Raw genomic sequence first — 12,061 nt, 5'->3', positions numbered from 1 at the left:
ATATCGGCAACGGTCAGGAACATCATTAAAGTAAGGGCTGTGCCGCCTATGATATTGAGGACTTTACACGTTTTTTGAAGAATTCTATATGCTTGATCCATCATGCCTCCTTATTCTTTAAATATCATCCGCATAAATGTATAGAAGTAGCCGAAAAGCATATATCGTTTCAATCAATAGATGCCTCGCAGCTCTGCTGCGGGGAAGTTCATTATGCCGTTTAGCTGGTAATGCTTCAGCGTATTGCCGTTATCAAAATATTGTGAAATGGATAACAATAAAAATCTCCTGAAAAACCAAGATAAACGTTTTATCCTTGATGAATTTATCCCAATCTTAATATGTTAAGTTTTAAGAAAAGCCATGATGATTGTCAAGAGATATTTGTGGAATTTACCCTGAGACAACTTTATATTACCCGCCCTATGTTGTAATCATGAACTCTCAAATATTTTGTGAGCATTTCCTTCTAAGATTTTGAAGAATGACACTTCTATTTTGGACCTGAGTGTGGCAGAATGATATTATAGGGATAACCCATGATTCTATCGGGACAGGTAAAAAGTTATTTTGAGAGGAAATTATCGTTAGTCAGGGGGTTTTTACCGACTATGAAGGATCATAAATCCTTTAGTCCCACATGAATCCTTTAGTCCCACATGAATCCTTTAGTCCCATAGGAGATCTTATAAGCAAATTCAAGAAAGGAGGCAGCATTATATGGCGATAGAAGGTTTTACTGAATACTTAAAGGAAGATCGGGAGAAGTACAACGGATTAAGATGGTGGCTTGGGATGACGTGGGGAGATATGCTTGACAAAGCCACGGATCTCTATCCTGATAAGATTGGTCTGGTTGACGATGTGGGCCGTTGGACATATAAGGAACTCCGGGAAAAGACAGACCGCCTTGCAATCAGCCTAATGAAGCTTGGCATAAAACCGCGTGATCGGGTTATGCTTCAGTTTCCCAACTGGCACGAATATATCCTCGCATTCTTTGCCATGCAGAAAATCGGCGCTATTACAGTGCTCCTCATTCCGAGACATAATCAGTCAGAGATTAACCATCTTGCCAAATTAACAAAGCCTGTGGCCTGGATTCTGCCTCAGTATTACGGTAAGATTGACTACCAGCCGATAATTGATGACGTATTAAAAGAAAATCCACAAATTAAACATGTTATTCAAGTCCGAACAGAGAAAAACGATAAATATCCGACTATAGATACACTGATTGAAGAAACTGAACTGACCGAAGAAAATCTTAAGGTGTTAGATGCCCTGAGACCTGATCCTGATGAGGCCTCCCATATCATGCCCACCGGAGGAACCACAGGGCTGCCAAAGGCAAGTGTCCGGACACACAACTGTTATATATGCAACATAGAATATCATTCGAGGGCATGGGAAATTACAAGCAATGACACCCTTATGGTCATAACGCCGGTAACGCACAGCATGGCAATGCACTGGGGAATAGGCGCGGCAATATTTAATTATGCGAAGCTTGTCCTGCTTGATTCGGTACAGCCCGAAGTCATTTGCGAACGGATTCAGTCGGAAAAGGTTACGGCTATACCTTCTGTTCCTGCCCTGATTGCCAGGATAATTGACATGGAAAATCTTGAAAAGTATGACCTGAGTTCGCTAAAGACAATATCTGTCGGCGGCGCGCCAAGTACCCCGGATCTGGTCATGGCTGTCTATGACAAGTTGAAGTGCATATTTATAAACGGATTCGGTTCATCCGAGGGCACCAATACCGCCACAAGGCCGGGTGACAGTATTGATATCATATGCAACAGCGTAGGCAGAAAAGTCTGTCCTTACGATACGATCAAGATCATTGATGAAGCAGGAAGCGAGGTGTTGACTGGTGTGGAAGGGGAACTTGTTTCCAAGGGCCCCGGTATTTTTACCGGTTATTTCAAATCCCCGGATGAAAATAGCCAAATATTCACCATCGACGGATTCTTTAAAACCGGTGACAGGGCAAAGAAAGATCAATACGGGAACATTACCATAACAGGCAGGATTAAAGACATCATCAACAGGGGCGGTGAAAAGATCAGCGCTTTGGAAATAGAAAATCTGATGAACGCAAACCCGGGGATTCGCGAAACTGCTGTGGTCGGTATGCCTGACAAAATACTGGGTGAGAGGATCTGCGCTTACGTTACTTTAAAACCGGGGGTAACACTTACCTTTGAAGAGGTTATTGCCTTTCTGAAGGGAAAGGGCGCGTCCGTACAACAACTACCTGAGAGAATCGAATTTATTGAAATGCTGCCATTGACAAAAGTCGGCAAAGTTGACAAGAAAGTTCTCAGGGAAGATATAAAGAGGCGGCTTGAAGGTTAGTGCTAAACCTGTAATTCTTTATGGGGTTCTATAATCACCTTCAGGCAGTTTTTCCCTTCGCCGGCAGCCTTAAAGCCCTTTGCAATATCTCCAAGACCGAACCTGTGTGTAATCATATCCTCGACATGAACATTTCCGGCCCTGATCAACTCCATGGCCTGTACATTATCAAGTGGGGCAGCCCCGTAACAGGTTTTAAGGCTTACATCGTTTCTCCAGAAAGGATTGAAATCAATATCAAGCGTCTGTCCCGGGTTCGGCACGGCAAAGAATAAAACAGTTCCGCCCCGTTCAACAGATTGTATTGCTTGCTGTGCAGCAGACAACACCCCGGCGCAGACTATAACCTTGTCGGCAAGACGGCCGTGATTTACCTCTTGAATAAGGGCCGGTATATCCCCATCAGCATGTATTGTATTTTCAGCGCCGAATCTCCTTGCCGCTTCCAGCCTGTAATCGTCAATGTCTGTTGCAATGATTCTTCCGGCGCCAAGAGAACGTGCAAGCTTGATCATAAGCAGGCCTGCAATCCCGCAGCCAAGAACCAGCAGGGTATCGCCGGGCTTCAGGTCAACTGCCCTCAAACCCCTGACTATTGTCCCTAAGGGCTCAATGAATGACCCTTGTTCATAGGACATCTCATCAGGAAGGAGCAGGGTGCCGGTATCGATGCTTTTGCCTGAGACCTTCAGGTATTCCGAAAATCCGCCCGGATCAAAATTATTCTTTGTCTGGAAAACCTGACATGCTGTCTGATGGCCGGTAAGGCAAAAGTGGCATTCATCGCAGGGTACATGGTGCGTGGCAAAGACCCTGTCGCCTTTTTTGAATTTCGTAACCTCTTCCCCGACCTCAACTATCTCGCCGGCCAGTTCATGCCCCAGAACAAGAGGCGCTTTTTTTATGCGGTACCATTCCATGACATCGCTGCCGCAAATACCGCTTGCCATAACCTTAATAAGAATATCCTTTTTGCCCGCCACAGGGATCGGCAGCTCTTCCACCTCGACTTTACTGTTGCTGTAATACATTCCTACGCGCATGTCCGCTTATCCCTTCTTTGCTTCGTTCTTTTCTGTCAGGAAGAAATCATAGGCTGCCTTAGGATTTTCTCCTTCGTGAACAACCTTCCGTAACGCCTTAATCATTGCAACAGGCGATTCTGATTGAAAAATATTACGACCCATATCTACGCCTGCTGCGCCATCCTGTATGGCATTGTAAGCCATGGTCAGGGCCTCAAGCTCAGGAAGTTTTTTCCCTCCTGCAATAACGATCGGCACCGGACAGGCGGCTACTACTGTGTCGAAATCTTCAGGCACATAGTAGGTCTTTACATATGTGACGCCGAGTTCTGCAATGATGCGCGAAGCAAGCCGCATGTATTTGGCATCCCTCGCCATCTCCTTACCCACTGCGGTAACGCCGAGTGTGGGAATGCCGTAGCGGTTGCCCATATCCACAAGGCGGGTCATGTTGTGGACCGATTGTGTTTCCATCTGGCCGCCGATAAAGACCTGAACCGCCATGGCCGAAACATTCAGACGAATGGCTTCGTCAATATCTATGGCAATCTGCTCGTTTGAAAGTTCGCTCAAAATACTCGGTCCACCGCTTGCCCTCAACACTATTCCCTTGTCAAAATCAGGCGGTATGATTGTTCGAAGTATGCCGCGGGTAAGCATCAGCGTGTCAGCATAGGGCAATAGCGGCAGGATAGTAACGTCTACACGCTCCAGACCTGTTGTCGGACCTTGAAAATATCCGTGGTCAATGGCCAGCATAACCGTTTTGCCTGATTTGGGATCAAATATTCTGGACAGACGGTTTTTCATTCCCCAATCCGTGTTGTTGCAGCCCTTCAGGAAGAAAGGTTCACTTTTGGCAGGTATGTCTACATAAAACTGCTTTTCTTTTTCTGATTCATCAACTTCCGGCATGGTTATTAACTCCTTTCAGTTTTTTTCAATATTACATCCTATCTTTGCAGGCGTTTTTTGTCAATGGGAAATGGCATGAAGACACATGATTTCCAAATGGAATTGCCCTGGAGGATTAGAGCACCTTTATCTTCTGCTTGTCGCCGATATCTGCAAGAAACTCTTTAAGCTGTTTTCCATATATCGGATGAACGATTGTGGGATCTATTTCAATGCATGGAATAAGGGCAAACTTCCTGTTATGAAGCTCCGGGTGAGGTATCTTTAATGACGGGGTATCAAGCACCAGGTTTCCGAAGAGCAGGATGTCGAGGTCTATTGCTCTCGGGCTGTTTTTAACGTTCCTTTTCCTTCCCATCGTTTCTTCAATTGTATTGAGAAGAGCAAGCAGTTCATGTGGCGAGCCATCCCACATGACACATGCTGCACAGTTAATAAAGTCGTTTTGCTCTATCGTTGAAACCGGCGATGTGGCATACAGGGAGGACCTCGAAACTATCCTGATTCTTTTGTCCTCTGCCAATCTGTTTATACTCGTTATGCAATTCCCTGTGCTGTCACCGATATTTGAACCGATCCCGATGAATGCCTTTTGTTCCACGATGGTTATTGAGAAGACTTGTCGTTGGTTTTGTCGTTTTTTGAAGTGGTTATATCTATTGAATCAGGTTCTTTGTATGATTTCTTAAAATTCTTAATGCCTTTACCGATTGCTTCACCTATGCCTGGCAGCTTGCCTGCGCCAAAGATGACGAATATTATAATCAGTATAACTATAAGCTCAGGGAATCCAAGACCGAACATGATTCTAAAATATCACTGTACATCCAAAATAGTCAATCATTTTTGTTTTAATAGCCGTAAATTATTGCAGTTTAGGCATAATTTATTTCTTAAGGCTCAATTCTTCTAACAAAACTACAAGCCCGCTTGACATAATAACCAATATCCCGAGCATCAATATGCCGAACTTGAAGCTCAGGAGGTCACCCGAAAGTCCGAGCAGGTAGGGGGTAACCCCCCAACCGATGATCACGCCAAACCCGAATATGAAACCGGTGGCTAATCCCCGAACATTCAAATCAAAAATCTTTGAAATCGCGATAAGCCCGGCTGGAAAAAAGCCGTAAATGAAACTTGCCTGGAGAAAAAGGGCTATTCCGACAAATTTAACGCCCGCCAATGCTACGAATGCCGTAGAGGCGCCGGAAATAATCAAAATGAAGATCATGATTGCACGTATACTGAACCGGCTCACCAGAAAACCTGAACTGATGGCTACAACAAATCCGCCAAGCCTTGATATGCCGAAAATCGTGTTAGCGTATCCTAAATCAAGATGAAGTTCCTTGGTAAGAAATAAAGGGGTGATATAATAAACCCCGATGCTTGTTGATGCGGCAAATACCCAGATGATGCTCAGGACCCACAGCGCCCGCCTCCTGATGAATTTACCAAAGGCTGCCCTGGTAATACGGGCGACTGTAAGCTCATTAAAGAGAAAGTAGAATGCAATTGCAGCAGCCACAAAAACAAAACCTATTATCCCTAAAACTCCCCGCCATTGAAAAAAACGGAGGAGAAAAAGGGCAATCAAGGGGGCTGCAAAAACCCCAATTGAAGCAGCCGAATCGTGAATCGCAATCGTCTTGCTCCAGATCTTTTCATCATAACAACTGGTAATGAGGGGGATAACAGCCGGGATATAGATGCCTGTTGCTATCCCGATAATGAAGGCAACAACATAAAGAAGAGCGAAAGCCTTGACGAGCGGAATCAGGAAAAACATGAGGGCTGTCAAGAGCAAGGAGACCATAATCGATTTCTTATAACCAATTATCCCTGAAAGGAGCCCGGACAGAAACACCGAGATCCCATAGCCGAGAGAGAGAAATATAAATATACTACTCGCCTTTGCATGACTGATGAGGAACTCGTCTTCAATCAGCGGCAAGACAGGGGAGAGGATGGTTCTGCCGACAAAATTGAGAGCCCAGAGAGAGCCGAGGAAAAGGAGATACAGGAATGATATACCTCTTAGCGAACCGAACCTGATCATCACTCCAATATAAACAGTAAAACCTGAATGTTCAATAAAAAGTTGGGAATAGCGCCAATACCCTGTATCCCCCGGGTGCTTGCTGCCCTTGAGGCCGAGGCGCTTTTTGCGCCTGACTTTGTCGACTTCAGTGCCGTTCGGTCCTCAATGTACCGCAGGGGTACACCTCCGGTCGAGCTCCGCACCGACTGTTTTAGCCGGTTACCTGCGTGCTGCCAATTACCATAGGAGAGTACAAGTTCTGTTCGCAGGTGGCCACCATCAAAAATCGCCTCGGCCCGAAAAAGCACATCATTTTGTTACAGATATGATACAATGTAAAGGGGCATATGATGGACACTACAAGTATCAGTATCAATGAACCGGACAACAAACAAAAATCCAGGAAGATTACCCCTCTTGACCTTGCCAGAGCTATTTCTACAATTATTGTTTTTGGGATACCCTTAATAGCCAGCACTACAGCCATAATTGGTTATGGCATATACAAAATATATAAAAAGATAAAATGATGAAAGTCTATTATGCGCATCCCTGTTTTACCGAAAAGCAGAGAGAATTCAAGAAAATGTTCCTTGAAAAGCTTTCCGTCGCTTTATCTCATAAAAACGATATTACTATCGTAGACCCATTTGAATATGCACCTAACATAGAAGGAGATACAGAAACCAAGCTGAAAATGGCAGAGAGTATCATGAGAGAATGTATAAAGCTTCTGGAAGAATGCGATGGTGTAATAGCCTTTGTTGACGATAATGATACCGGCACAGCTTTTGAGGCAGGATATGCTCATGCAGTGAATAAACCTGTTATATTAATTTCTCAAGATAGCTGTTCAACTGCAAACGCTATGTTGATCGGTACTGCAAAGATAATGATTGATAATGTCCTGGAGGAGGGGCAGATTAAGAAACTTGTAAATTATCTTAAATGGCTCTGCGGCACACTACGGCAATTTTCTACAAATTAATTTATGTTATTAGTTACTTCCTGAAGTCCTCAATCGACATGCCGCCAGAAACTATGAAGAATTCAAATGGTATTTGATTATCAAATGGGCGATTTTCTTCTTGAAGTTTGCTCACAATTGCGGGAGAATGAATTCATGGGCGGGAAAATCAAGAAAGTTACGGAAGTTACCAACGTCCCCGATGGCCTGTTAAATTACAGCTTGCAGTATATTAATTGTTAAGTGAGCAGGATAAAAGGACATGGATAAACGATATCAGATATTTGTTAGTTCCACTTATGCTGATCTGAAGCAGGAAAGACAGCATGTAATCCAGACACTTATGGAGATGGACTGCATTCCGGCAGGAATGGAACTATTTCCTGCCGCCGATGAAGAACAATGGCAGTTCATTAAGAGTGTAATCGAAGATTGCGATTACTATATGCTTATCATTGGCGGGCGTTACGGGTCAATAACTTCCGAAGGTGTTAGCTACACAGAAAAGGAGTACGACTACGCCATCGAGCAAGGTTTGAAGGTCATTGCCTTGCTGCACGAGAATCCTGACGACATCCCTGTGAACAAGAGCGACATTGACCCTGATATGCAAACGAGGCTCAAGGCATTTCGAGAGAAAGTGGCGTCCAATAGGCTTGTCAAGTTTTGGAATAAGGCTGAAGAACTGCCCGGATTGGTATCTCTAAGCCTATCTAAAACGATAAAGATGTTCCCCGCTGTTGGGTGGGTTCGCGCCAGCGCCGTAGCAAACGAGGAAATCTTGTCCGAGTTAAATGAACTAAGGAAAGAGAATAACACCCTAAGAACCAGAATCAGAGACATTGAGCAAGAGCCTGTCCAAAAAGTCGAGGGGCTTGCTGGTCTGGATGAGCACTTCACAGTCCATGGGATCTACTATGGCGGAAGACACGGCAGCGGCAATTGGAGTAGCACCCTCACATGGAGGGAGATTTTTGCTTTAGTAGCTCCGTACCTGCTCAAGTTTCCCAACGACGACTTTGTTAAGTCGGTTCTGCTGACGGCATTAAAAGACAGAGAGGGGCCATTGGGAACCTACAATGACCTAAGTGATCAGGATTTCCAAACTATATCGCTTCAATTGAAGGTCCTTGGACTGATTACTCTTAAGTACTCTGAGACAAAGAAGGGCGGCATGGGATTATTTTGGTCATTGACTCCCCAAGGGGAACGGCTTATGACGGAGTTTCGAACGGTAAAGAGTAATAAATAGAGAAGCACTTAACAATCGGCTGCACCGGATCGTGCCCCTATCGGGCCAATCCCGGTGAGCCGTATGTTACTCTCTTTTATTCGGTAATCAGTGTTCTGCAGCGTCACCAAGACTATTTAGTTGTAGGTGTAGCACGCGCCGAACATAAATGTTAGATGCTGGCATTGAAATATTACTTTTTTACCCCTCCGGATTAGCTTTCCCTAATGCTATCAAATCACTCTTCACACCTGTGGTTTGCGCGGCTTCATCGATACTGTAGCAGCGGCCTGCTGCTGAACATAGTCACAGAGGACGCATAGATCATTAAAGAGTTCCTCAAGATCTTCTTTGGTATATTTGCCTGCATTCTCCTCGATAGCATTCCTTATATTTTTGACGCTTGTCCTCTGTCGTGAGAGTGTGGGATGCGCAGGTTGTTTCGGTGGTTCTGTTTTTTGTGTAAGCATTCTTTCAAGGGTGGCGTTAGTAACAGGCTGTGCCATGACACTGTCAAAGACTTTCTTTGAATCGGCAAAATCAAGGTGAGAGGCAAAGATGTAACCCTGAGAAACAGGTAGTTTTCCCTCCCGTATAGCAGCCTGAATTTCATCGGAGAGTTTTAAGAGTGAAATCATGTTGTACAGCGTCCTTGTTGTCTTTCCGACGATTTCGACAATCCGCGAAACAGTTTCGCGGACTTCTACAAATTGGTCCTCCGGTCTTCGGTCATAGACCAGCAACTCACTCATCACCCCATCCACATTATAGTTTTTATCAGGATGTTTAGCCTGAACGTATGCCAGTATGCCCTTTGCCTGGTCTATGGGATTCAGGTCTTCTCTCTGGAGATTTTCCGTCAATTGCAAGGCAAGTATCTCGTCTTTCTGGGTTACTGCATCTACAACCCGAACAGGGATGGATGGGAGTTCAAGTTTCTGTGCTGCAAGATAACGGCGTTCCCCGCAGAGGAGTAGGTACTTGCCGTCCTTTTGTGTTACAAGTACAGGTTCAAGGACACCCCGGTCTTTGATTGACTCCATGAGAGACTTAAATGATTCTCCCTCCGTATCAATCCCTGAGCGAATCTGTTCTTCCACAAGAATATTTTCGAGAGGCAGGTACATAAATTCCGGACTTTCCACTGTTTTCTTTGTTGCCATCTTAATCCCCCTTTATTTAAATTTTGTGAAGCGTTAATCGTGAAGCGTATAAAACCTTATCTCTGTGGGCTCTGTGAGAGACAATGCTTTTCCTCTCGCCCACTCCCTGACGGTCGTTCGAGTACGCGGAGATCGCAGAGTTAAGACAATTTTTTTGCCGGAATTGAGAGAATGATTCATTCCGGCAACCCGCACACCCTGCGGGTAGAAACTAACATCTGCCCTGAAGGGGCGTAGTATGTGAGCAGGATCGGGCAGTCTCAAGATACTGCTCACAAATATACCTGTCTTTCTCTGCGTGCTCTGCGAGAGACAATGCTTTTAATGCCTTTATCTCTCGCCCTCTCCCTGCGGTCGTTCGAGTACGCGGAGATCGCAGAGTTAAAACAATTTATCCTTACCCTGATATGAGAGAATGATCATATCAGGGTAAATTTGCAGCACCTGTCGGTGCGTAATTGTTAACTATCCTTGTAATACCGTTTTTCAGCATTATTTCATTAAAGTTGATCAGCAAACCCACTTGCTTATCCGTCAATCTAAGATAGGTAAGAAGTTGTTTCTTATGAACAGGTTTTACTTCTTCTACTGATTTAAGTTCTATAACAACCGTGTTTTCGATAAGAAGGTCTATCCTGAATCCTTCCTGTGTAATTGCTCTTCCTTTGTATATGACAGGCACCGGTATTTCCTTTTCCACCCGTAGGTCATCATCCTCTAATTCTATTTTAAAACATTCCTGATATACCGATTCCAGAAGGCCGGGACCGAGAGCGCTATGTCCTTCTGCCCCGAAGGGGCATGAAATGTGAGCAGGATCAGTCAGTCTCAGGATACTGCTCACAGATATACCTGTCTTTCTCTGCGTACACTGCGTGCTCTGCGAGAGACAATGTCTTTAATGCCTTTTCCTCTCGCCCCCTTACGGGGACAGGCCCACTCCCTTACGGTCGTTCGAGTACGCGGAGATCGCAGAGTTGAAACTTATTTTTGCCGGCAACCCGCACGCCCTGCGGGTATGACATTAACTTTTCGTACATTATTGCCCTGGTTTATTTATTGTATTATGAATGCCACTCGATGTTGTTCTTTATTATAGACATTTAGAAAAAATGTGTCAAGATGTTTCCGTTTTTTCTTCAGGACATACCGGCAATCCCGCACTTCTTGTGTCAATAAATCCATTGACAGAAAACGAAGTGATCTGATACTGTTATTAAGCAAAGAGGGCGGGTCTCATGGCAAATTCAGATAATTATGAATCAGGAAACATTGCTGATTATTTGCTATTCCGGATGATCCCGAGTTAGCCTTAAGAGACAGCGCGATATGATAATAGAAGCAATTGGCATTATACATACACCATACAAAACAAAAGAAGAATGTCCTATCCAACCGCTCTATGCCCCTGACTCCTCTGGGCACGTTGAGGTGTTTGGAGAGTATGAGCAAGGCTTGAAGGACATTGACGCTTTCTCTCACATTTATCTGATTTACCTTTTTGACCGATCCGGCAGGATTGAGATGGTACGTCCCACCTTTCTGGACGATGAACCTCACGGCATCTATGCATCACGACATCCGTGCAGGCCAAACGGCATAGGGTTATCAATCGTAAAACTGGTCCGGCGTGAAGGGAATATCCTTATAATTGAAGGTGCCGACATGCTGGATAATACACCCCTTCTGGATATAAAGCCTTACATCCCAAGATTTGATGCCATCGATTCTGCGTCTGAAGGATGGACGGCCGGCAAAAAATGGCGCCCCAAACCGAAAGGAAGAGAATGACTAAGAACGGGTTATCATGTCGTTGCACCGGATCGCTGACAATCCCGGTGTACTACTCCGTTAGACCCTTGAGGAAGGACTGAAATGAACTTTGGTATGCTTGTTTTTCCGGATGTCGAAGAACTTGATTTTGTCGGTCCATGGGAAATCGTTGGCATGTGGAGCAAATTTGCCAATGGGCCTGAACATCGCTTCATTGTGGCCGAGTCGCTTGAGCCGGTCACCTGTGCGAAGGGTCTCTCCGTAAATCCTCATGTATCCTTCGAGCAGTGCCCCCAACTTGATTTTCTTCTTGTGCCGGGTGGTCAGGGAACCCGCCAGGAAGTGGACAACCCGGTGCTTATTCAATTTATCACCGAACAGGCAAGGCAGTGCAAAGCGATATTTTCTGTGTGCACCGGGACTTTCCTGTTACATAAAGCCGGGCTGCTATATGGAAAAAAGGCCACTACCCATTGGAACTCCCTTGATCGGTTGAAAGCCTTCGGGGATGTCACGGTAGTTGAAGAGCGTTTTGTCTGTAATGGAAACATTTGGACATCGGCAGGAGTGTCTGCCGGTATC

General features: G+C 44.9%; 13 protein-coding genes. 6 read left to right on the top strand and 7 right to left on the bottom strand.

All coding sequences use genetic code 11. The features are described 5' to 3' along the window. Positions 1–720: 720 nt before the first annotated feature. Positions 721–2,364 (top strand): AMP-binding protein, encoded by a 1,644-nt coding sequence (locus NT178_01185; protein MCX5811149.1) that lies wholly within the window; start codon positions 721–723, stop codon positions 2,362–2,364. 2 nt (positions 2,365–2,366) lie between these two features. Here NT178_01185 and NT178_01180 read toward each other — a convergent pair whose 3' ends face one another. The 5 genes from NT178_01180 to NT178_01160 all read right to left on the bottom strand — a co-directional run bounded on the left by NT178_01180 (position 2,367) and on the right by NT178_01160 (position 6,363). Next, positions 2,367–3,407 (bottom strand): alcohol dehydrogenase catalytic domain-containing protein, encoded by a 1,041-nt coding sequence (locus NT178_01180; protein ID MCX5811148.1) that lies wholly within the window; start codon positions 3,405–3,407, stop codon positions 2,367–2,369. Between the two features lie 6 nt (positions 3,408–3,413). After that, entirely contained in the window at positions 3,414–4,304 is an 891-nt protein-coding gene (gene lsrF / locus NT178_01175) for a 3-hydroxy-5-phosphonooxypentane-2,4-dione thiolase (protein MCX5811147.1), read from the bottom strand. 115 nt (positions 4,305–4,419) lie between these two features. Further along, entirely contained in the window at positions 4,420–4,905 is a 486-nt protein-coding gene (gene folK / locus NT178_01170; GenBank protein ID MCX5811146.1) for a 2-amino-4-hydroxy-6-hydroxymethyldihydropteridine diphosphokinase, read from the bottom strand. A 5-nt stretch (positions 4,906–4,910) separates the two neighbouring features. Beyond that, on the bottom strand, positions 4,911–5,108 hold the full coding sequence (gene tatA / locus NT178_01165; GenBank protein MCX5811145.1) for a twin-arginine translocase TatA/TatE family subunit: 198 nt from the start codon (positions 5,106–5,108) through the stop codon (positions 4,911–4,913). Between the two features lie 82 nt (positions 5,109–5,190). Continuing rightward, positions 5,191–6,363 (bottom strand): MFS transporter, encoded by a 1,173-nt coding sequence (locus tag NT178_01160; protein ID MCX5811144.1) that lies wholly within the window; start codon positions 6,361–6,363, stop codon positions 5,191–5,193. Positions 6,364–6,692: 329 nt separating this feature from the next. Here NT178_01160 and NT178_01155 point away from each other — a divergent pair, with 329 nt between their 5' ends. The 3 genes from NT178_01155 (at position 6,693) to NT178_01145 (ending at position 8,564) form a co-directional block, all read left to right on the top strand. Further along, positions 6,693–6,875: a hypothetical protein gene (locus NT178_01155; protein ID MCX5811143.1), complete on the top strand. Its 183-nt coding sequence runs from the start codon at positions 6,693–6,695 to the stop codon at positions 6,873–6,875. Then, positions 6,872–7,333, top strand: coding sequence for a nucleoside 2-deoxyribosyltransferase (locus tag NT178_01150; GenBank protein MCX5811142.1), 462 nt, complete (start codon positions 6,872–6,874; stop codon positions 7,331–7,333). The genes NT178_01155 and NT178_01150 overlap by 4 nt, the downstream gene beginning before the upstream one ends. Before the next feature lie 241 nt (positions 7,334–7,574). Further along, positions 7,575–8,564, top strand: a complete 990-nt coding sequence (locus NT178_01145) for a DUF4062 domain-containing protein (GenBank protein MCX5811141.1) — start codon at positions 7,575–7,577, stop codon at positions 8,562–8,564. Between the two features lie 224 nt (positions 8,565–8,788). Here the strand turns inward: NT178_01145 and NT178_01140 are convergent, their stop codons facing one another. Then, on the bottom strand, positions 8,789–9,706 hold the full coding sequence (locus NT178_01140; GenBank protein MCX5811140.1) for a ParB/RepB/Spo0J family partition protein: 918 nt from the start codon (positions 9,704–9,706) through the stop codon (positions 8,789–8,791). 424 nt (positions 9,707–10,130) lie between these two features. After that, positions 10,131–10,532 (bottom strand): GxxExxY protein, encoded by a 402-nt coding sequence (locus tag NT178_01135; protein ID MCX5811139.1) that lies wholly within the window; start codon positions 10,530–10,532, stop codon positions 10,131–10,133. Between the two features lie 503 nt (positions 10,533–11,035). Here NT178_01135 and tsaA point away from each other — a divergent pair. Together tsaA and NT178_01125 are read left to right on the top strand one after the other, a co-directional pair. After that, on the top strand, positions 11,036–11,497 hold the full coding sequence (gene tsaA, locus NT178_01130; protein MCX5811138.1) for a tRNA (N6-threonylcarbamoyladenosine(37)-N6)-methyltransferase TrmO: 462 nt from the start codon (positions 11,036–11,038) through the stop codon (positions 11,495–11,497). An 84-nt stretch (positions 11,498–11,581) separates the two neighbouring features. Next, on the top strand, positions 11,582–12,061 hold a 480-nt coding region (locus NT178_01125; protein MCX5811137.1), incomplete at its 3' end, for a DJ-1/PfpI family protein.

Source organism: Pseudomonadota bacterium (assembly GCA_026388255.1).
Lineage (GTDB): Bacteria > Desulfobacterota > Syntrophorhabdia > Syntrophorhabdales > Syntrophorhabdaceae > JAPLKB01.
Note: the sequence above shows the minus strand (reverse complement) of the source record. Positions and strands in the feature narration are given on the sequence as shown.